The sequence below is a fragment of the Mesorhizobium sp. M0208 genome (assembly GCF_040322015.1).
In the GTDB taxonomy this organism is placed as follows: domain Bacteria; phylum Pseudomonadota; class Alphaproteobacteria; order Rhizobiales; family Rhizobiaceae; genus Mesorhizobium.
Window position 1 is genome coordinate 1 of sequence record NZ_JAMYSP010000044.1, and the last position, 21,456, is coordinate 21,456.

Genomic DNA, 21,456 nt, shown 5'->3' on the forward strand with positions numbered 1-21,456 from the left:
TGGCGAGAAGCTCGATCTGCGAGCCGGCCGCAAGGGCATGGCTTACCGAGGCCAGTACTTTGTCGGTGCCACCGCCCACCGCCTCAATGACGACGTCGAATGCGTTATCGACGCGGTAGGTATCGTTGCCCAGACCGCCGGACATTCTGTCAGCACCACCTCTGCCGTCCAGAACGTCGTCAAAATTGCCGCCCTTCAGGATATCCGCCGCATCCGTCCCGGTCAGGTGCTGCTCCATCACGTTCGGCGCGGCATAGGCGCGGACGTAGTCGACGACCATCTTGTACGTGCCGGAAGCCTGCTCGACCCCGGAGGAATACATGCTTAGCGTGACCAGCATATAGAGCGGCGTGCGGAAAAAGTCGCTCATTGGAAAGCGGCTCAGCTCCTTGCCGTCATAGTACATGGTGATCCAGTCCGTCGTGATCCTCGCGCCGTAGGTGTGAAACGCCCCGTCGAACATCGAATCGGCCAGGCGCGTATAGTCGCTTTCCCAAGCGTGGCTTTCCTTATTGCTCAAGTGCACCGCCCGGTGATGACCATCGGGATCGCCCCCATACGCTTCAACGATGTCGACTTCCGGACGCGTTACAGAAGTATCCTGCGGCAGCATCCAGAAGGCCGGCCAGGCTCCCGCCCCGCCGTGAAAGGCGGCGCGCATCTCGAAGTACCCGTACTCTTGCGCGAAACCCTCGCCGGCGCTGTTAACCGTTTGCATCGTTCCCGACTGCCAGGCGCCGTCCACCTGCTTCATGGTTATCGTCAGAAGCCCGTCAGAGACGGAGAACGGGTTGGTTTCTCCGACCGGCGGCATGTACTTTGCGGCCCCAGCGGGGGCGTGAACAGGCGCGAACCACTTGCCGATGCCGTTGTTCGGCACGACATCAAGCGTGTTGAACTCGTCAGAAAAGGAAAGCTTGAACCCCGAGAGGTTCAGTTTCGATCCCTTGTACTGTCCGGTCCAATCGCCAGGAAGATCCGTCGCAGCCATTGATGGGCACCTCGTTCTCTCAACATTCTTGTGGTTACCCCACCAAGGCCTAATCGTGTAGTGGACACCCATTCGCAATGCGGCCAGTACGGTTATCCCCAACATTTCACGAGAAATTTGGGAGATGTCGCAAATCGGTTGACGTAGCCGGCACACGATACTGCGTATCCTCCGATACCGTAACGCCGGGCTCGAACGCGCCGCAACCAGCCGCTCCTTCACCGCCCGCGACCAGCGCCGCCGGCGCTGCACCGAGGTGATCACTTCCACGCGCGGAATCGTCATAGGATTATTCCCCGGACTTGCAATGTTCGTCCTAAGGCGACAAGGCGGCCTTCACCGTAGGCTTGTAGGCCGGCGGAGGCGGCCTTCAGTCGGGGTTTCAAGAGGCTCACGGGCGTCTCGCCAGCGGGGTGGCGCGACGGTCGGCGCAGATAGGATGGCCGAACGTCCGTTTTCTCAATCCGATTCGGACCTGCAATCTCGCCTCCGGAATGACCATTAGGGGTCAGTGAACGACCCGCTCGCGGGATGGCGCGGGCTTCGAGGCTTGCGCTTTATCGGCAGCATCGGTGAGGCTTTAATCGATCAGGGGTGACGGACGGCCATCGGCCTCCGAGCATGAAGTGTCAACCTTCAGCTTGAGAGGAGCATCCGATGACCGTCCCTACGCATCCATCCGGCAGCCCGCTTCGCGAGCGCATGATCGAAGACATGTCCATGCGCGGCTTCACCGAGGATACGCGCCGTGACTATATCCATTGCGTGAAGGCGTTTGCAGCCTTCATCGGGCGCTCGCCTGATACCGCGACGCTGAGGACCTGAGCCGTTTCCAACTGCACCAGACCGAGAGCGGCATGCGGCCGCCGGGGATCAACAGCGCGGTCTCGGCGCTGCGCTTCTTCTTCACCGTGACGCTCGACCGGCCCGATCTCGCGCGCCGTCTCACCGTCATCCGCCAGCCGCGCAAGCTGCCGCTGGTGCTGAGCGTCGAGGAGGTGGCGCGGCTGCTCGAAGCCGCACCAGGTCCGAAGTACAAGGCCGCCCTCGGCACGGCCTACGGGGCGGGGTTGCGGGTGTCGGAGATCGTGGCGCTCAAGGTGAGTGACATCGACTCGACGCGCATGCTGATCCGTGTCGAGCAGGGCAAGGGGCGCAAGGATCGTCACGCCATGCTGTCGCCGCAACTGCTCCATCTGTTGCGCGCCTGGTGGCGAGTGGGCAAGCGCCGCGGCGTGATGCTGCCGAGCTATTCCCGAGCCGCAACCCAAGGCCTGACCGAGCGCGCCATCGCGCGCACGCTCGGGGTGAGCAATGGGGTCGTGCATGGTTACCTGCGGCGTGCCCGTCTTGCCGGGCTGAGCTGGCCGCTGCCCGAGGGGATGGATGACGAAGGGCTTGAGCTGCTGCTCTTCCCGGCGCCGAAGGCGGCTTCGCAAAGCCCTCGGCGGCCGGTGCCCGATTGGAGCTATGTGGAGAAGGAGTTGCGCTGCCAACCCTGATGGCTTTGGCTATACGTGGTTTTGCACGACCTTCGAGGCCTGGAAAGGGCACGCGCGCCTGACGATGCGCCAGACGCATCTGGGCGGCGAGAAGGTGTTTGTCGATTTCGCTGGCGACACTATCGACATCTTCGACCCCGTCACCGGCGAAGCGCATTCCATGAAGCTGTTCGTCGCGGCGATGGGCGCCTCGAACTACACCTACGCCGAGGCGTGCCCGAGCGAGAGCCTGTCCGACTGGATCGGCGTGCACACGAACCTTTTTGCCTTTCTGGGCGGCGTGCCGAAGTTCGTGATCTGCGACAAATCTCAAGGCTGCCGTCACCAACCCCGATCGCTACGACCCCGGCCTCAACCGAACCTATGCCGAGATGGCAAGCCATTACGGCACCGCAGTGCTCGCGGCGAGGCCGAGACGCCCGAAGGATAAGGCAATTGTTTCATAATGAGTCCTGTTCGGTTGACGGCACGGTAATTGAGGTACGGCGGGCGGGAACGGCGTTTCGGCCCGGGCGGCCTTTGACGATCTCGAGGTCATGAGGAATGTCCCACAGACCACGGTTGAGATTGTCGCTGTAGACTTTGGTGATGAGGCCCTGGCGCCCCCATTGATGCACGGTGGTCTCGGCGATAGCGAAGCGCTCGGCCACTTCCTGGGTGGTGAGCATACCACAATCCCGCAGGCGCTGGCGGCGGCTGGACAGGTTATAGGCTCCGCGGATGAAGCCGATCTTCTTGAGATTGAACGGCTTGCCTTCCCAGGTCCGCAGACCGCGTTCATTGAAGATATCGGCGATCTCGCGATCGCAATGACGGTCGAGCAAGCGGTCGACCTCGGCGACGAGCTCGGGCTTGAGCTTGCGGATCTGGGCGATCGGCAAAGGCCGGTCGAGCGTCAAGGTGCGGGTCGCCCCGCCGGAGAGTCGCACGTTTGCGGTAATCGTCTCGGCCTTGACCAAGGTGACGTCGGCGACCAGCAGACGGAAGATGCGCTTGCGCTCGCGCATGTCGACTCGAGGATCGCTCCAGATCCGGGGGAACTGCTCGGCAAGATCGCGGACGCGTTGCTGCGTCTCGGCATCGAGGGCGGCGGCTTCCTCGGGCGCGCGTCGTTCATAGTCCTCGAGGACGTCGGTGTGGAGCCGCAGCTTCTCGTTCCACTCGGCCTCGAGGGTGTCGGCAACGAGGCGATTGTCGGGATCGACCTTCATGTAGCGGCGCCGGGCGAGCTCGGCGTCATGACGCGTTCGCTCGATATGTTGTCGGCGCAAAGTGTCCGGCTCGGCGGCGCGTGCCTCAAGCTCGCGCTGCACCGCCAAGGTGACCTCAAGCGTCATCGGCGTCATCAGCTCGACAAGCAATGCACCCACTGCCGGGTCGACGACTTTGCCGGGCACGGACTGGCAGACCTTGCCGCCTCGGCGGGTGGCGGTCTCCTGGCAGATATAGGTCGGGACAGGCTGACCATGCTCTTGGCTGTAATGGACGCCCATGCGCCCGCCACACAGGCCGCAGAGAACTCTGCCCTGGAGCAAGGCAGATCCTTCGCGAACCGGTCCGGCGTGGCGCTGCATTCGGTAGGCTTGCGCATTGTCGGCGAGACGCTGCTGCTTGGCCTTGAAGCGCTCCCAGTCAATATAGCCCGGATGCATGTCGGGGATCACGAACCGCCACTCGGCCATACCAACCTTGATCTGCGAGACGCCGCCGCCCGGCCGCGGCCGACCACGCGTTCGACCGTAGACGAAGGCGCCGGCATATCTCGGATTATGCAAGACCTGGAGGATGCGGGCATGCCGCGGCGGCGCCCACATCAGCTCGCCTTTGTGCGGTCCCTTGCGCAATCGCCGCGGGAACAAAATACCTTCGTCGAGGAAAAACTTGACGGTTCTGGTTGCGCTGCCCAGGCGCTCGAAGGTCGTGAACACCATGCAGAGCGCGGCCTGCACCTCGGCGTCCGGGTCGAGCGCGATGATGCCGTCGGACAAGTAGACCAGGCCGACGGGCGGCCCTATCTTCCGATCGCCGCGGCTTGCCTTGTTGAGTTGGCCGCCGCGCATGCGCGCCTTGAGGAAGTGCAACTCTGCCTCAGACATCGTTCCTTTTAAGCCCAACAGCAGCCTGTCGTTGAAGCTGGCCGGATCGTAGATGCCGTCCTCGTCGAGGATGAGGGTGCTGGTCAGGGCGCACAGCTCAAGCAGCCGGTGCCAGTCGGCGGAGTTGCGGGCCAGGCGCGAGACCTCCAGCCCCATGACGACGCCGGCCTTGGCGAGGGCTACTTCGCTGACCAGTTCCTGGAAGCCGTCGCGGGCAACGGCGCTGGATCCCGATTTGCCCAGGTCGCAGTCGATAACGTGGATGCGTTCGGCCGGCCAACCGGCGGCAATGGCGCGGTCACGCAGCCCATACTGTCGCTGCGTGCTCTCGCCGTTCTCGGCGACCTGTCGAAGCGTAGACTGACGGATGTAGAGGTAAGCGTCGCGCCGCAGGTGATCGGCGGTGACTTTGAGGTCAGGCATGTGCTGGCTCCGCGGTTAGCGTGACAACAAGGCTGGCAAGGATGAGGGTGAGCTCGCTGGTGTCGATCGCGCCTGCCGACGGGGGGCGATGTACCGGGCAAGGCGGCGTAAAGTTGGGTGCTGTCGATGCGGCCTTGATCCAGGCGACCATGCCCTGACGGCGCAGCGTGAGCAGCCCTGATCCAGTAATCAGCTGGGCGCTGAGCACCGCGGTGCGCAGTTGTTCGTATGTGCCGACGAGGCTGGTCGCGCGGACGGTTAGGGCAGATCGAGTCGTTTTTTTTTGGGCGCCATGGCCCGCTCCAGACTTCGCCGGTGCACCCTGACGCCAAAGCGTGTGGCGATCGCGTCGATACATTGCGGCACGGTGAGGTCGGGCCGCGTCGCCCTGAGTTGGTCGATGTAGGTGAGGACCTCGGCAGAGATCTTGTGGCCGCCCTTTGGCCCCCGCTGCTGGGGCACCAGCCCGGCGAGGCCGTGCTCGGCCAGGGCGCTCTGCGCTTTGTAGAAGGTCGGCCGCGACACCCCGAAGGCGCTGGCGACGTCGCTGATCGGCACGCGATCGGCGTGATGGCGGCGCACCATCTCGTAGCGGACCTGCACAAGATCCTTGGCATCGAAGAAGGGATTGCCGGCGAACAGCGTGTCGCGCACGGCCTCGGGGTGGGGGTTGAGCGCGCCGTCGCGGGCCAAGGCCTCGGCCTTTGGGTCGCGTCGTCTTAGCTTTGGATTCGCCATGCCCATCGTCCAAACTGATTCGTAAATATAAATACGCCTTACTTGATGAGACGTCAAACAAGGAAGATCCGCGATGCCCGGGATAAGTCCTGCAATTGCGGGCATAGCTCCGGTGCGCAAGCAAGCGGTGCGGCGTAATTTGCCTTACACAAGCGGCGTATTTAACCTTACGCATCCTCCGCCTCCGCCGGCGCAGAGATCCGATCCAGAAGCGTCAGCAGATCCAATAGGTCGGATGTCCGGAAGGCCGCGCGCCCGGCGGCGACGCGCCGGAATGCGTCAGGCTGCTCCATGTCCGTCATTGCGGCGGCAATCGTGGGTAAGGTCCCGTCCGCCGCCCGGTAAATCACCCGGTCCTCGCCCCAATGCGGGCTGCGGCTGATCATCTCGAAGCTCTGGCCTTTAAGCGGGTGGAATGGGTGAGTAATGCGGACCGTGAGGCCGGTCGTCCCCACACGGGCTGCAGTTGACGGCTTTATCCAAGGCAAAGGTCGAGGTTGCCGTGCAAATTGCCCAGCGCTGGGTCCTGGCGCGGCTACGCAATCAGCGCTTCTTTTGTCTGGCGGAGCTGAACGCCGCCATCCGCCTGCTCGTCGCCGAACTCAACGCCCGCCAGATGCGCGGCTTCGGCTCCAGCCCGCCGAACTCTTCGCCGAGATCGACAGGCCGAAGCTGGGAGAACTGCCGGACCAGCCATACGTCTTTGCGCGCTGGAAGCGTTGCCGCGTCGCGCCCGACTATCACGTCGAGGTTGACGGGCATTGGTATTCCACGCCCTACCGCCTGATCCGCGAGCTCGTCGATGTGCGGGTCGCCGACAAGACCGTCGAAGTCTTCCACAAGGGGCAGCGGATCGCCAGCCACGCCCGTGCGCCCAACCGGCGCGGCCATACGACCGTTGCCGATCACATGCCGAGCGCGCATCGCCGCTACGGCAAGTGGACGCCGGGGGAACTGATCGCGGCCGGCGAGAGGATCGGGCTTTCCACCGCCGCCTTCTTCCAGACTGTCATCGCTGACCGGCCGCATCCCGAACAGGGCTTTCGCACCTGTCTCGGCATTCTTTCTCTGACCAAGAGCTACGGCAACGCGCGCGTCGACGCAGCCTGCCAACGCGGCATCCTCATCCAGGCACGCTCCGTCGCCTCGATCCGTTCGATCCTTAAGAACGGCCTTGATCGCGCTTTCCTCGACGAGACGCCCGACCATCAACCCCTACGCCACGGCAACATCCGCGGTCAGGGCTATTTCCACTGAACCATGGAGATCTCAATGCTCACCCATCCCACCCATGAACGGCTGATCGCACTCGGCTTGACCGGAATGGCCAAGCCTTCGAGGAGCAGCGACGATCACCGGATCTCGAGGCCCTGTCGTTCGAGGAGCGCATCGGACTTCTTGTCGATCGCGAAGCCGCCGAGCGCGACACCAAACGGCTCACGACGCGGCTCAAATTCGCCGCGCTGCGCCAGAGCGCCTGCCGGAAGATGTCGATTTGCGCACGCCGAGCGGCATCGACCGCGCCGTCTTCGCCAGGCTCGTCGGCGGCGACTGGATCGACCGCCATGAAAACCTGCTGGTCACAGGCGCAACCGGCCTGGGCAAGAGTTGGCTTGCCTGCGCGCTCGGCCACAAGGCTTGCCGCGACAATCGATCGGTGCTCTATCATCGCGTCCCGCGCCTGTTCGAGGCGCTCGCCCTGGCGCGCGGCGACGGGCGCTATGGACGGCTGCTCAAGACGCTGGGCGCGTTCAACTCGTCATCCTCGACGACTGGGGCCTGTCGGTTCTCAGTGCCGCCGAGCGCCGCGACCTGCTGGAGATCCCTCGACGATCGCCATGGCCGTGCATCCACAATCGTCACCAGCCAAATCCCCGTGCAGCACTGGCACGACGTCATCGGCGATCCCACCCTCGGCGACGCGATTCTGGATCGCCTCGTCCACAACGCTCACCGCCTTCAACTCACCGGAGAAAGCATGCGAAAACACAACGCCCGCGCCCACGCTCTTGACGCAGCCGCAAACACCTGAATCAATGAACAGGTCGGTCGAAGCGGCTGCTCATGATCGCGTGAAATACCTGCTCACGATCAAATGAAATGAGCGCTCACCATCGCGTGAAATGGCCGCTCACAATCAGCGAAATGCGCAAACAGGGGATGGCACGCCGAAGATGGTACGCCAGCGACACCGAATAAGGCTCGCGTCACAGGAAGGCAGTCAGCATGGCAGAGAGCATCCTACCGCAGCACAAGTCACCGCGTCCGACCGTGACGAGACCGGCGACCTTCAGCCTGTCTATGGGCCAGCCGAGCAAAAGACCGAAGACCGGGCAATAAGGACTGCCAAAGCTCTGGCGACGAAACACGCGGGTGTCATTGCGTGGTCGCGTGATGCTCACCCAGCGCTGGGCGAATACGGCGAGCCGACGACACTCTTTGTTGGTGGCGACGTGCCGGACATAGAGTGACGGTCGGCCGGTCAGGAGACTTGGTCATGAGGAAAGGAACAACCCCTCCTCCTCGGCAGCGGCCAGGAATGCCTTCCGTGCCTCCTCAGGTTCCATCTCGTCGGCAATGCAGGCGATGCTTCGTGTAGTGCCGCTTTGATCGAGACGGTGTCGCGACGGTCCGCCCTGTTTAGGAGTGTGGAGATTGCTTGCATAAGAACCGGACTGACCCTTTGCGCGACGCTCATCCAACCCTCCCCAGGGACACGCCGAAGGGGACTCTACTCCCTCCCTGACCGACATCAATGCCATGTACGAATCGTACATTGGTACGGTGCTGGGCCGCAACAGTCGGGAATTTTGGATAGAATTTCTGTGGCGGGGATCGGATAACTGGCTCGCGCGAAGACCTCCCATGCCCCTCTCGACCCTATAGAGCGCGCCTCGATCCGCATTTCGTCCCACAACCTGGTTCGGTCGTCCGACGTACACCGGAGGGGAGAACCAATGGGTTGCCACGAGGCTATTCGCGAAGGTCGAACGCGACGAACAGGCCAAAGGCTGGGGCAACATCGACAATAAGCTTCACCAGCTCACAGTCACTTACCACCAGATGTGGCCCGTCTCGGCGCACCGCTGCGATAGTCTCTTTGACGGAGATGATTTGGCCGCGACGGGATTGTAAGATCAGCTCTTCAACAAGCTCATGGGCAGTCATTTTGCTGGGTCGACAGTTCGTCCGAACGTTCATCCGAGGCCTCCACCTCAGCGATAACCCAAGGGAACATTGATGATCCTGTGTCGGGAAAAATCAAGGGGAAGGTTTGTAGGAAATTTTCTAAGAGGGGATCAGAGAAACCAGCACGGAGCGAGCCTCTGTTTAACGCTTAGCTAGCCCGCTAGGTACCTTCTTCGGTCGGCCCCTGTTTGGCCCGATCAATAGCCGCGAGTAATGACGCTAGGGTCGGCGGCAGTTCTGGTTCGACTTCTAGCCTTAACAGCTTGTGTATGTGACGACGATTGTCTTCCGAATGGATCAATTTCCGAACTGCTTTGGAGACAGACGCATGACCTTCATTGTTTCTCTTTGTCATGTTCGGGGCGTCCCTTCCCAGTCAGCCGCAACTCGCGTAGGCGCGGATGAGGGAACGATGTAGGCCCTCGCGGGTTTAGAGCTCGCAGCGGTCGATTCTTCGTGGATGTGCAGCCACTGTGGGGGGGCCATCGCCTCTCCCTCACCGGGCTCCTTTCGCGAGGCGGTGTTGGTCAGAGACACATAGAACCTCATACCGCAATCCAATTTAGCTAGTTGTCCTTGGGGGGAGTAACGTCCCTTCCTCTTTTGCAGCAGCCAGGAATGCCTTGCGGGCCTCCTCAGGTTCCATCTCGTCGAAAATTACTGCGATGCAAACGCGCACCGCGAGGTCCCAGCAAGTGCCACGCTTGGTCCACTTCATCAGCTCCTCGCCGGCTGCCTCGGCGTTGTTGACGTTGCGGATGATCCCGAGACGCTCGGTCTTGACGGGGACCGGAGGGTTGAACCAGTGGGGGGCCATGAAGGGACCTCAGGGCGGCTAGCGGGTTTCGTCTTTACTAACCGGCTCAGCGATGAGGACGGTTAACCGTTTGTTAGGCATGTCTGAGTCCGTGACGGGCTGTTTCCAAACGTTTATCGACGGTTGTCCGAGCGGTCGGTACGAAGCCGGTATACGCTTGCCGCGGCATGCCGAATCGACGGCTAACAGTGCTTGGGCCGAAGTCGGGCGCGGTTTTCCCTGACCCCAGTCGCGCCGCCATGCGCGGTATCTCTTTTCGCACATGGCGGACAGTTGGGTCAGCCGTAAACCTGCTTCGGAACGGCCTTGCTCATATCCAAAGCTGGTAGCGGGAATGGTTCGACTTGTCCTCCGGTGTTGTCCAGATACTGCATCAAGGCCGTCACGAGATGGTAGAAAATGCTCGCGGGGACCTCAGTCGCCAGTGACCTTCCGCGCTCGTCAATCCTGTCGACCCACAAGCCAAGCGGTGCGGGATCGATATGCCATTTGAAGAGGCGGGCGACACGAGCTTCGATCTCTGGTTTCAGATCGGGCCCGCCAATTCCGTCCAGGGCGATGGACGCCTTGATGGCTTCGCATTGCGGCCAGCTGCGGGAGAGCCGGTCAAAGGGCATTCCCTGCCGCGACACGGCTGCATAAGCCAGCCCCGTGGCCCGGTTCAATCCGCTGGCGATCGCCGACGAATAGAGCTTCCTTGCGTACGCTGCCAAGTCTCTCTGCCCGCTCGCCCGCGCGAAATCGACGAGGAGCGAGGCCCATTCGAAATGGTGCCCTGGTTCGGTCCACTGTCCCTCGTCTCCCGGCAACGGTAGCCACTCGACATCGAAATGTTCCCCAAGCGTCCAGCTCTCCTGGTCGAAGAAATGGCACCGAAAGAGATCGACGATGCGTGCCGCCCGACGGAGATATGCACGGTCGCCGGTGACCCCATGCCAAGCAAGGAAGGATTCCAGCATGTGCATATGCGGGTTCGAGAACCGCACCCCGTCCCGGCCGGAGGGTCCGAGAAAGCCGTTGAGGCTATCGTCCTCGAGATGGGTGTCGATGAAATGGAACGTCTCTTGTGCCAGCCGTAGGGCGTCCTGATGGCCGCATCGATGAGCATGGGCAAGCGCCAGGAGAACGCAGGAATGATCGTAGGCGTCCTCCGCCGGGTCAGCCACGCTACCGTCGGAATTAAGGGTGCGCACCCAGCCACCGCGATCGGTGCGGCCGTGTCTCGCGATGAAGTCGATGCCGTGGTCGATGAGCTTGTCGGCCGGACCGACCCAGCCGCGTTCTTTGGCCACCGCGAACGCGTAAATCTGGCGAGCCATCGTGCGCATGCGCTTGCGTTTCCCCAGCGGCCTTGCATCGAAACCGAGAGCCTCGTGGAAGCCGCCATACACATCGTCGACACCTGCAGTGGACCACAGCGGCAGGGTTTCGTTGAAGAGCCAGTGCTCGACGCGCTTGCGCCATGACCCGCTGATGATGACCCGGTCTTCCGACGCCGTGAACTTCGTCTCGAGTCGTCCGCTCTTCTCGAGTTGTTCGACGACTTTCTTGACATTCTGGCTGTGGCTGACAGGAGCGACGAAAACCGCGTCCGGTGTCGTCACCACCGCCACATTTTTCATTCCGATGACTGTCAGCAGTCTGCCCTGGCTCCGGAGATAGGAGTTGCCGCAATCCAGGGCGACAACGTCGCCGATTACGACATTGCCGTCGCGGTCCGTCGGGCTGGCTTCCAGCAGCGATTGCCACGATCCAAGGTCGTTCCAGCGGAAGGAAGCCGTGACCATCGCAATACCGCGTGCATGCTCCATGACTGCGTAGTCGATCGACGTCGATGGGACAGCCGAATAGAAGTCCTGGGGCAGGTAGATGCCCGAGACGTCGGTCCGTGCAGTTTTATAGGCCCGTTCCGCGGTGTCCCAGATGTCCGGCCGGAAGTCGAGAAATGCCTTCCGCATCGTGTCGGCACGAAACAGGAAGATGCCGGCGTTCCAGTAGAATCTTCCCGAAGACACATATTTGCGGGCCGTCTCGGCATTGGGCTTTTCGACAAAGTGCAAAACGGAAACGGCGGCCCCGCCGTCACTATTTGCCGTAACCTCGATGTAGCCGTACCCGGTTTCGGGATGCGTCGGCCTGATGCCGAAAATGACAATGCTTCCTGAATCGGCGGCGGGTATGCCCGCCTCGACGGTTTCCCAGAATTGCGTTTCGGTCGATATCTGATGGTCGGAGGGGACCACGAGCACAAGCGCGTCACCGCCATATCCGGAGATCGTCTGCAAAGTGGCTATGGCCACCGCCGCGGCGGTATTGCGGCCGACGGGTTCGAAAATCGGTCTGCCGCCATTTAGGCCAAGCGGACCGATGTCCGAGATAACACGGTCGGCATGCCGCTCGGAAGCTATCAGGTAGATCGGCGTCTCGCCGTCCCTCCGCGCCTTGAGGCGCCGGACAGTCTTCGCAAGCATGGAGCCGTCGCCCGAAAGGTTGTGGAATTGCTTGGGATTGTCTTCGCGCGAGAGCGGCCACAGCCGTGAGCCGACGCCCCCGCTCATGACAAAACTTACGATCCGCTCCGGCATGGTCCAGTCCTCTCAAAATGTCTGATTGTAGGTTCCGACCTCTGGATTGCAGGGTAGCACGGCATCGAGAGCCTCGAACATCACGCCACGTCGCGCCGGAGACCAGCACCATCTTGCTCCGCCCTGGCACGGAACAGCCCTAGCACGCTGCCGGGCGCAGGCCCCCTCATGAATTCGAGTAGTCCTAACACGCTGGTTCGCGCCCCCTCATCCAATGGGAGCATCCATGCCGATGGCCGAAATGATGACGCGTCCAGGCGTGGTAGTGTATTCCTGAAGCTGCACTCTGCTCGGGCGCCGACGACAAGGATGCGTTGCAAGATGCCGCGGCCCGCGGGTTCCTTGTCCGCGAGAATGTCGGCGAAAGGTGTTTCTGACGCTTGGCTCGCCTTCTCGAGGGCATTCAAGGAAATCCAACGGCATCCGCGGAACTCCGCCCCCCGTGCGAAGAAGGATGACGGACTGTGCGCCGTTCGCACTGGAGGCGATCGAAAACGGCGAGACCCGGAACGGATGTGCACGAAGATCGATACGCTCACGCGGGATGTAGCGATCAACCGCGGACGGCGGGTCTCGTTGGAACCGCAATATCATTTGTCGACAGATCGAGAACGAGGCCTGCCGCGCATTCTCCCCTCCCATAGGGCGTAGGCTATACGCCCATTGGCGGCGTTTACGTTTCCTGGCGCAGGGATAGCCTTTTGCGGCACTCTGGGAACGCCGGGCCTTCGCTTTCATGAAAACATCGGCCGAATGCCATGGACCGCTTGCGTCGAGACGGCGTGCGCGCAGGATTTTTCCGCACGCGTGCTGGAGAACGTGATTGGATCGCATATCCCCCCACCAATGGGCCTCGACAACTGACTTGCAGCCTTCCGCTAGTCAGGAGTTTATCAGCCTCGCCGATATAGCCGGATTTCTGAGGCGCTATTTCGGAACGATCATTGCCTGTGTGGCCGCAGCTGTCTTGGTGGCCTGGTTTCACAATTTGACCACCGACCCAGCTTTCACTGCCAGCACGCAAATCCTGATCGAGCCGAAACTGCCGCAACACCTGCAGGAGGGGGGCGAAGTCAATCTGTCATTGGACACTGCCCAAGTGGAAAGCCAGATCGCAGTCATGCAGTCGGAAAAGATTGCGGTCATGGTCCTCGATCAGTTGAAACTCGTTGACGATCCCAAGTTCAACCGTCCACAGGTTCCGATTTTGGTGGAGAGAATCAGGAAAATAAAAGCGATCCTGGTTGAAGCTTTCGAGCTCCAGAAAAGCGCTTGGCTCACCTCGCTTTGGGAGTTTTCTGGCTTGGACGTGCCTGAGACGCCTGTGATGCTGACCGATTACCAGAAGTCCCGGCGCACCATGTTGATTTTCCGCCAAGGCCTCGACATCCGCAGAGTCGGCGTTTCCTACGCCATCAACATATCCTTCACCTCACTTGATCCCGAAGGCGCAGCCAGGATTGCGAACGCCACTGCCGATGCTTTCGTGCGTGAGCAGATCGAAACAAAGGCCGAGGCAGCAAGGGAAGGCGGCGCATGGCTGGAGAAGCGCCTTCGCCAATTGCGCACCCAGATGAACAGGGCCATGGCGAAAGCGCAGGAGTTCCGTTCACGGCACGATTACAGCGTCGGCGAAGAAGGCGAAGCGGAGGACGGGGCAAACACCGTCCCGACGCTTGAGGAGCTTGAGGTAACTGCCGAAACCTACCAGAAGATGTATGAAAGCTTCCTGCAGGCATACACCAACTCGGTGAGCCAGCAGTCATACCCGGTTGCAGACGCAAGGGTGATTACAGCTGCGACGGCGCCGCTCCAGCCGAGCGCTCCAAGGCCGAAGCTGATGCTGGCTTTCGCGGCGGTTTCCGGGTTCATTCTCGGTATCGGCGTTTCGTTAGCAAGGCATACGCTCGACTGGACCGTAAGGTCGCCCCGACACATCCGGGAGAATCTAGGTGTGGAATGCGTCGGAGAACTGCCGGCCATCAGCAGGAGGAGGGCATCAGGCCACGTCGACGAAGTGGCAAGATATCCGCACTCCCGATACAGCCAGAGCCTCAGGAAAGCGAGGACCGAAATCAGCCTTGCGGAAACCAACCACCCGATCAAATTCCTTGGGTTAACCGCTGTATCCAATGACAGTTCGAAGAGTTCCGTTGCCAGCAATCTTGCCACCCTTTACGCGATGTCCGGCCTGAAGACATTGGTGATCGACGCCGACGTCTGGCGGCCGGCTATGACCAAGCGGCTACTCGGCCCATCGGGCGCCCTGGACAAACCGTTCCAAGATCCTGTCTGGCTCAACATCGTCTGCGCTCCGGGGCGGTCGTTCGACCTGCTTCCAAGTTCGGTCGTCCAGGCCAAGAACCTGCTGGCACCACGTAATATGGAGGCGTTTCTCTCGGACCTTGCCGCCTGCGACATTACCCCCTACGACATTGTCATCTTCGACTTGCCGACACTTGCCTCGGGAGCCGACATGCTGATGGTCGGATCCGTCCTGGACGGCGTGGTCATCCTCGCCGAGTGGGGTAAGGTACACGTCGAAACGTTGCGAGGACTAGTCAGAACGCTGCAGGCCAGCAGGACGCCCGTCCTTGGCGTGCTTCTGACGAAGGCGCGCGCCAAGCACCGCAAAGCATGAACGGATGGCGAGGTATTCGCCTTCGAAAGTCGCAAAAAGCGTGTGGGGGATCATTCCTTGGGATTAGCGCGGGATTAGGGGGATAGTTCAGGACCGCCACGGTACCTCCTTTGCCTTTCTTGCCGACGAGCTCCGACCTTGGAAAAGTGTGGAGAACAATTCGAAACAGCGACCCTCCCATGACAACGAATGCCGTCGAGAAGCCGTCGCATCAGGGAACCCCGATCTGGGTTGAGTCATCTCGACTGGCGGCGACCGACAGCCGAACAATAGCACTGCACGTTATTCCCGCGCCCGACCAGGACAGTGCCGGGACAGTGTTGACAGACCTGTCGCCCGCCACCAGTACAGGAGCGACGGAACCTCCCTTGGGAGGTCTCCTGAAGCGGATCATGGATCTGCTCGTAGCGGTCATGGCACTTGTGATCGCCGCGCCAGTGATGATCGTCGTCGCCCTGCTGATCAGGGTGACGGCGGGAGGCCCGGCAGTGTTTTCGCACAGCCGAGTTGGCTTCGGCGGGAAACCGTTCAATTGTTACAAGTTCCGCTCGATGGTTGCCAATTCGGAAGAAGTTCTAAAAGCATATCTCAAAGCCAATCCGGAAGTCATCTTGGAATGGGAGGAAACCCACAAGATCCGGGACGATCCTCGCGTCACATTCCTTGGGTGGATGCTTCGTAAGTCAAGCCTGGACGAACTCCCCCAGCTCTTCAACATCATCCGCGGCGACATGAGCTGTGTGGGTCCAAGGCCCATCGTGAATGACGAACTCAAACGGTACGGCGACCACCTGGGGGAATACCTTCGGACGCGGCCGGGACTCACTGGCCTGTGGCAGGTGAGCGGAAGAAGCAGCATGGACTACGCCAACCGCGTAGCGCTGGACAGCCAGTACGTGCGGAACTGGTCGGTCTGGGTCGACGTCGTGATCCTGTTCAGAACCGTCTTTGCGGTCATTCGCATCGACAGAGCTTGCTGAAGTCCGCAAGGCGATCACCGTTTGTTCCGCCTCCGGTGCACGGAAAGGAACAGACCTACGATATAAGCGCAGGCCAATGCGAATGCCAGGATCAGGAACTTGGTGACGGTCACGTAGCCCGGCAGCCCTAGAGTATTCCAGACAAAACTCCCGATCAGTAGCAGGCCGGTGGCCGCGATAAGGGCGGGAGCCTTGAACCGCACTCCCAACATAACGCCGACCGCCGATACGGCCACTACACTTATGAGCACGATATCTCCACTGGTATCCCGCGGGACCAATTGGCTCTTTGCGGCAGGGAAGGTTCAGTCAGGGTGTGATTTCTGTCACGTTTGGCGGCTCCCTGATAGGGTGCCTCAAAGTACATGGCAACTGCCCCGGTTCACGCCAACGCGTCAATTCTGTGGGTGACCGATCAACGAGCGAACGAGGCGAAGGCCGCGCTGGACCATACAACTTGATCAGTTGGCGCCCAGAACCGCTATCGGCTCCGCCTGAGAGCTGCCGCCTGCAGGCAGCGCAGCCAAGCCTGACTGCGGCAGTGGGATCTCGATCTTCACGGTATCGCCGGGCTCGACCGGCGTCGTTTCCTCAACCGTGAGTTCTTCCGTGCCGCTGTCGGACGTCCTCACGATCTTGAAGATCGGCTTGGCCCTTTCGGAGCGTTCCCTGAGGGCGAGCAGAGCAGGGGCCGTGACCTCGGTTTCGTGCAGCAACTGTACTGCGGTGTCGACTTTACTGCCGACTTCATTGAGCTGTAGCTGCGTCTCCCTCAACGTCTCGGCGACCTCGCTGGTATGGCGATTGCTGAGGTCGAGGATCTCGATGTCAGTCTTGCTTATCTCCTGCCTGACCCGCAAGAGCGAGGTCTCGGCAGCCAACCGGTCGCTTTGCATCTGGGCGACCATTCCCGCCAGAGAGAATTCCCGCGGAGCAACCGCAAGCCCTTTCTCGACAAGGGTCGAAACGCCCGCAAGCTCCTTCTGGACGAGTTCGACCCGTTTGTCGTGGAAGGTCAGCTGCTTCTCGAGCGAGACCAGTTCGTTTTCCAGGAACTCCCTGAGTTCGTGAAGTGCACGGAGTTGCGTCGTCAGCGCGTCCTTGCGAACAGCGAAGATCTTGCGCTCCTGCTCCATCGTCAATCCCACCGTTCCATTCGAAGCCCTGTTCTTCAGTTCTGCAGGGAAAGAGATGTCGTTGCTGCCAGCCAGTTCGGATTCCAGTCGCGCCTTGCGGGCAAGCAAGCTGACGTTGGTCAGCGCCAGCAATCCCACGTCACCTTGGCCCGCGATCACTTCACGCTCGAGTCTCAAGACGTCTTCCTCGCGTGTCCGCAGGCCGCCCGCGATCCCCACCGCCTGCAGCACCGTCAGTCCGGGCCTATAGGGAAACTCGCCGGGCTGCGCGACGTGGCCGACTATGTAGAACGGTCTGTACTGGACGATTTCGACGGCGACATCCGGCTGGCGGCCGAGGCCCATATGCTGCATCAGGCGGTCGCTGATCGCACGGGCGAGGTCGCCGGGGGCGGTGCCTTGCGCGCGTATCTGGCCCGCAAATGGAAGGAAGAGCGTGCCGTCGGCGCCGACAACGAACTCGTCGTTGAGAGCCGTCCATTCGAAGATCACATCGCGTGATGCGCGCCACTCGTAAATTTTGAGCCTGACCTTATCCTGAGGTCCCAGGAGATACTCGGCAGCCACCGTCGGCAAGGGGCAGGCCGCGGCCACGTGTGAAGCCGCCACCACCCTGACCAGCCATTTTCGCATTGTCTTCCCCACATCAGATTTTCAGGATGTATTCGGGTTCGATCCGTCCTGTGGCCACGTGCCGGATCGCGAGCATGTTGCCCCTGAGCCTGCCCCTCCGATCGACAAACGGCTCAGGCCACAGGCTCTTTGCGAGGTTGGCCGCTATGTTCCTGAACATCAGGGGAAGTGCGAAAGAGGCCGGAACAGTCCCCTTCTTGATCAGGTAGATCGCATTCGCAACCTGGGAGTATCCGAACCGCTCTCCGCTGACACGCCCTGTCTTGATGCCGAGATGGACGCCCCTGATTGAAGTCACGCAGACCACTCGGCCTTTGGATCTCATTTGGCTGGTGAAGTCGATGTCTTCCTGCCAGCCGTACAAGACGAGGCGCTCGTCGAAGCGCAAACCGCCCACCAAGGAGGAACGGAGGGACATGTTACATCCGTATGCACCGACATGATCTACCACCGATGGTCCATCATGTTTTTTGCCCTCGCTTGCCCGCAGGGCGGCTTCAGCATCTTCCCAGGTCAGGCCGGCATTCATGGCCCCGTCCTTGACGACTATGCCCATCACCACCGCCCATCCGTCATTTTCCACGAAAGCTTTCTCGACCTGCTCCAGGTATTCGGCGGACGGAACGAAATCGTCGTCGAAGAATGTGATGATATCGAAGCGCTCCAGGGAAGGTATAAGAGCCGTGTTCCGCTGGGCAGACGATCCTATCGGCCCGAAAACGAGCGACAAAAGGAAAGGACAGCTTTCCGGCAGCTCGACATGCGCGGCGTCGGGCGCCGACACTATGACCTCGTCGGGAAGTCTCGTCTGGCCACCCAAATATCTGAGCAGGCGCGCGACCTGTCCGCTGCGGCCAAGAGTGGGGATGATTACGGTGAGTCTCATGCTGGATCCCGTTTTCGATTCCCGCGGACCGTAAGCCGACGAGAGGACCGAGACAGCCTGCATAAAAGGAGACGGCAGGAGCTTGGCCTACCTCCGGACACAGGCTTTGTGAGTACTGCGGGTGAATGCCCCACAGCCAAATGTATTAGGTAGGCATGCACCCGGATCAGCCTGTAACCGATCGGACAACTTGCCGGAGCCATAACACGGAATGGAAACTGCTGGCCTGCTGAGGCTAGGCGAACCATGCTCCACGAACGCTCTTCCGATTTGGCCATCGCGGCCAAGGTCAACGTGCCCATCGAGGAGTTGCCCGCCGCGCCGGGGCTTGGCGTCGACAGGTACGCGAAGATCGCGGTCGTTCATGACTGGTGCCCGAACTTCCGGGGAGGTGAACGGGTTCTGGCGCAAATCTGCAAGCAGTTTCCTAATGCCGAAGTCTTCACGCTCTTCGATTTCTTGCCAGCCGATGTAAAGGAGCAATATTTCCGGGATGTAGAATTCCATACGTCCGCAGCCAACCGCATACCAATGGTGCACAAATTCTATAGGTCTCTCTTCTTCTTTTGTCCCTTCCTGATCGAACAGTTCGATGTGACAGGTTACGACGCGGTGATCTCGTCGTCAGCCGCATTTTCGCGCGGCGTGATCACCAGGCCGGACCAACCGCACCTTTGTTATGTGCACAGCCCCGTCCGCTACGCCTGGGACGAGCAGTTTTCTTATCTTCAGCAAGCGCGGCTTGGTTTCGGTCCCAAGGGAATGCTCTATCGGTACATGCTCCATCGGCTGAGGACATGGGACACGAGAACCGCGCACGGCCCGGATATGATGCTCGCGAATTCGAACTACGTCCGCTCCCGAATCCAGCACATTTATGGGCGCCAGGCACGCGTCGTTTTCCCGCCGGTCTCTCTGGGAGAACTGCCCTGCGTGGAGGACAAGGACGACTACTACGTTTCGGCGTCCTTCCTCGCCCCTTACAAGCGCACCGACCTCGTCATCCGGGCCTTCAACGAAATGCCGTCGCGGCGGCTAATCATCGTTGGCGAAGGGCAGCAATCATCCAGTCTGCGAGCGCTTGCCGGCTCGAACGTCACCTTCTCGGGTTATCTGCCTCGGAAAGACTATGTGGACACCTTGGCGCGGGCAAAGGCCATGGTCTTTGCGGGCTGCGAGGATTTCGGCATAGCGCTGGCCGAGGCGCAGGCCTGCGGAACGCCACTGATTGCCTTCGGCCGCGGTGGGGCGGCAGACATCGTGCAGCGCCTTGGATCATCCCTCGAACCGACAGGAGTGCTGTTCAAGGCTCAAACTGTCGATCACCTCAAGGAGGCAGTCGAATGGTTCGAAGAGAACAGCTATGCGATCACGCCCCGCGCCTGCGCCAGGAATGCAGGACGCTTCTCCGAAGAGAACTTCGACCGCGCGATCCTGGAATCGCTCGGAGCTGTCCAGGCACTTCACGAGATCACGTAAGTTCGCGCGCTCTGACGACCTTCGTTTCCGTATCGATACCGTCGGCGGCAGCCATTACCTCGAGATAGCGTAAGGCCGTAGCCCTCCAACTGTATGCCGAGGCTCTCGCCCTGCCCTTGCCTATCAACTGGAGTCGCAAGGCCTGAGAACCGTGAAGCTGCACGAAGCTTTCGAACCATGCTTCCGGGTCGTCGGGAGGTGCAAACAGGGCTGCGCTCCCGCAGACTTCCGGCAGGCTGGCGCGGTCGGAAACCACCACAGGGCAGCCGACCGCCATCGCCTCGAGGACCGGGAGGCCGAAGCCCTCTGAAAGGGAGGGGAAAGCTAGACACAGTGAGTCCCTAAGGAGGGCCGCCAACTCGCCATCGGAAATGCGCCCTAGCCAGTGGATGTTTCGGGCTTCGGCCCGGGCTGATGGTGATCTAAAAACACGGGAATCCGACATCCCGACAATCGCGATCCTGAGTCCGGCCTCGCCAAGATGGTCAGCCATGTTCAGGATGAGCTCCACATTCTTGTGGGGTGCGGCACTGCCGATCATAACGATGGTTTCCCGCGAGGCCGCCAGGCGTGTCTCTGCCGAGTGTTCAGGCTTCCACCGCAAAGCATGCTCGTGGCCGTTTGGCGCTACGAAAGCCTGTTGCTCCCGGATGATGCGGCGGCGGACCAGTTCGCCCAACGAGTAATCGGAAACCGTCGAAATACCCCACGCCGTCTTGCCGAGGCATGGCAACAGATTCCTGTACACTATTCTAAAGGCGATGGAATAGCTCTGCGGAGCGTTCCAGACGTTTGCGTCATGAATGCAGACGATGTGCTTGTGGGAAAGCAGCGGTCCGGTGTTACAGAGGCTGAGCAGTCCGCTGCCGTCTAGCGATGACGGGAGCTGCACCTGCTCCCAGACATGCCCCCTCCTGCTGCCGATCTCGCGGCGTTCGATGGAAACGAGGGGGATGTCGCCCGACCCCGGTGGACAATGTAGTCCGACTTCGAGACCGCGCGCGAGAGGCTCCTGTTCCGCGATCAAAGCGTCGAGCGAACGGACGACCTCGCGCGCATAGCGCTGGACGCCTGTCGTCGGTTGGGAAAGAAAACGCCCATTTATCGTCCAACGCCGTGCCATGCGTTCCCCTTTTTAACCCTCAGTGTGCAGCCGCGAAGACGGGCGGTCATCACGGCCATTGGGTCATCGGGGCTGACCGGGAATCATCCAGATAGGCGAGGGGGATAGTGTGCCTACCTCAAACGTCTGAGGACCCTTGCACCCCCGAGAATGCTAGTCTGGCTCGCGACGCCGAAAGGGCGGGGGAGCGACATGGGCAATCTCGAAACCGATACGACAAAGTGGCCACCAAGACGG

At 61.0% G+C, this 21,456-nt stretch carries 15 protein-coding genes and 4 pseudogenes; 9 read left to right on the forward strand and 10 right to left on the reverse strand.

The window, feature by feature from the left end; translation table 11 throughout:
- Positions 1 to 1,276 (reverse strand): family 16 glycosylhydrolase (locus NKJ17_RS29040; RefSeq protein WP_352691174.1); only part of this gene is annotated, 1,276 nt, incomplete at its 3' end.
- Between the two features lie 372 nt (positions 1,277 to 1,648).
- Here NKJ17_RS29040 and NKJ17_RS29045 point away from each other — a divergent pair.
- The 3 genes and pseudogenes from NKJ17_RS29045 to istA all read left to right on the forward strand — a co-directional run.
- Positions 1,649 to 1,816 carry a phage integrase N-terminal SAM-like domain-containing protein gene (locus tag NKJ17_RS29045; RefSeq protein ID WP_352691176.1) on the forward strand — a complete coding sequence of 56 codons (168 nt, stop codon included), beginning with the start codon at positions 1,649 to 1,651 and terminating at the stop codon, positions 1,814 to 1,816.
- Positions 1,817 to 1,848: 32 nt separating this feature from the next.
- A pseudogene (locus NKJ17_RS29050) lies at positions 1,849 to 2,163 on the forward strand (tyrosine-type recombinase/integrase); the annotation flags it as partial.
- Positions 2,164 to 2,229: 66 nt separating this feature from the next.
- Positions 2,230 to 2,933 (forward strand): annotated as a pseudogene (gene istA / locus NKJ17_RS29055) (IS21 family transposase); the annotation flags it as partial.
- Here the strand turns inward: istA and NKJ17_RS29060 are convergent.
- From NKJ17_RS29060 to NKJ17_RS29070, 3 genes are all read right to left on the reverse strand, one after another.
- Positions 2,934 to 5,012, reverse strand: coding sequence for a recombinase family protein (locus NKJ17_RS29060; RefSeq protein ID WP_352691178.1), 2,079 nt, complete (start codon positions 5,010 to 5,012; stop codon positions 2,934 to 2,936).
- 258 nt (positions 5,013 to 5,270) lie between these two features.
- The gene (locus NKJ17_RS29065; RefSeq protein ID WP_352691180.1) at positions 5,271 to 5,750 is read right to left on the reverse strand and encodes a helix-turn-helix domain-containing protein; all 480 of its coding nucleotides are present in this window, start codon (positions 5,748 to 5,750) and stop codon (positions 5,271 to 5,273) included.
- 167 nt (positions 5,751 to 5,917) lie between these two features.
- Positions 5,918 to 6,205 carry a DUF5372 family protein gene (locus NKJ17_RS29070; protein WP_352507533.1) on the reverse strand — a complete coding sequence of 96 codons (288 nt, stop codon included), beginning with the start codon at positions 6,203 to 6,205 and terminating at the stop codon, positions 5,918 to 5,920.
- A gap of 26 nt (positions 6,206 to 6,231) precedes the next feature.
- Here NKJ17_RS29070 and NKJ17_RS29075 point away from each other — a divergent pair.
- The 3 genes and pseudogenes from NKJ17_RS29075 to NKJ17_RS29085 form a co-directional block, all read left to right on the forward strand.
- A pseudogene (locus NKJ17_RS29075) lies at positions 6,232 to 7,007 on the forward strand (Mu transposase domain-containing protein); the annotation flags it as partial.
- A 107-nt stretch (positions 7,008 to 7,114) separates the two neighbouring features.
- A pseudogene (locus NKJ17_RS29080) lies at positions 7,115 to 7,782 on the forward strand (ATP-binding protein); the annotation flags it as partial.
- Positions 7,783 to 7,945: 163 nt separating this feature from the next.
- Positions 7,946 to 8,221, forward strand: coding sequence for a hypothetical protein (locus NKJ17_RS29085; protein ID WP_502896123.1), 276 nt, complete (start codon positions 7,946 to 7,948; stop codon positions 8,219 to 8,221).
- A 502-nt stretch (positions 8,222 to 8,723) separates the two neighbouring features.
- Here NKJ17_RS29085 and NKJ17_RS29090 read toward each other — a convergent pair.
- The 3 genes from NKJ17_RS29090 to NKJ17_RS29100 form a co-directional block, all read right to left on the reverse strand.
- A complete protein-coding gene (locus NKJ17_RS29090; protein ID WP_352691182.1) occupies positions 8,724 to 8,951 on the reverse strand; it encodes a hypothetical protein in 228 nt (75 codons plus the stop codon).
- Between the two features lie 550 nt (positions 8,952 to 9,501).
- On the reverse strand, positions 9,502 to 9,756 hold the full coding sequence (locus NKJ17_RS29095) for a DUF982 domain-containing protein (protein WP_352507536.1): 255 nt from the start codon (positions 9,754 to 9,756) through the stop codon (positions 9,502 to 9,504).
- Between the two features lie 278 nt (positions 9,757 to 10,034).
- Positions 10,035 to 12,341 carry an AGE family epimerase/isomerase gene (locus NKJ17_RS29100; RefSeq protein ID WP_352691184.1) on the reverse strand — a complete coding sequence of 769 codons (2,307 nt, stop codon included), beginning with the start codon at positions 12,339 to 12,341 and terminating at the stop codon, positions 10,035 to 10,037.
- Positions 12,342 to 13,164: 823 nt separating this feature from the next.
- Here NKJ17_RS29100 and NKJ17_RS29105 point away from each other — a divergent pair.
- Both NKJ17_RS29105 and NKJ17_RS29110 read left to right on the forward strand, forming a co-directional pair.
- Positions 13,165 to 14,982, forward strand: coding sequence for a GumC family protein (locus NKJ17_RS29105; RefSeq protein ID WP_352691186.1), 1,818 nt, complete (start codon positions 13,165 to 13,167; stop codon positions 14,980 to 14,982).
- Between the two features lie 179 nt (positions 14,983 to 15,161).
- Complete coding sequence (locus NKJ17_RS29110) at positions 15,162 to 15,962, forward strand: sugar transferase (RefSeq protein ID WP_352691187.1); 801 nt, start codon at positions 15,162 to 15,164, stop codon at positions 15,960 to 15,962.
- A gap of 461 nt (positions 15,963 to 16,423) precedes the next feature.
- Here the strand turns inward: NKJ17_RS29110 and NKJ17_RS29115 are convergent, their stop codons facing one another.
- Together NKJ17_RS29115 and NKJ17_RS29120 are read right to left on the reverse strand one after the other, a co-directional pair.
- Entirely contained in the window at positions 16,424 to 17,731 is a 1,308-nt protein-coding gene (locus tag NKJ17_RS29115) for a polysaccharide biosynthesis/export family protein (RefSeq protein ID WP_352691189.1), read from the reverse strand.
- Positions 17,732 to 17,744: 13 nt separating this feature from the next.
- A complete protein-coding gene (locus NKJ17_RS29120) occupies positions 17,745 to 18,617 on the reverse strand; it encodes a glycosyltransferase family 2 protein (RefSeq protein WP_352691213.1) in 873 nt (290 codons plus the stop codon).
- A 246-nt stretch (positions 18,618 to 18,863) separates the two neighbouring features.
- Here NKJ17_RS29120 and NKJ17_RS29125 point away from each other — a divergent pair, with 246 nt between their 5' ends.
- A complete protein-coding gene (locus NKJ17_RS29125) occupies positions 18,864 to 20,096 on the forward strand; it encodes a glycosyltransferase (protein ID WP_502906577.1) in 1,233 nt (410 codons plus the stop codon).
- Here the strand turns inward: NKJ17_RS29125 and NKJ17_RS29130 are convergent.
- Positions 20,089 to 21,219, reverse strand: coding sequence for a glycosyltransferase family 4 protein (locus tag NKJ17_RS29130; RefSeq protein WP_352691191.1), 1,131 nt, complete (start codon positions 21,217 to 21,219; stop codon positions 20,089 to 20,091). The two genes, NKJ17_RS29125 and NKJ17_RS29130, sit on opposite strands and share 8 nt — an antisense overlap.
- Between the last annotated feature and the right edge of the window lie 237 nt (positions 21,220 to 21,456).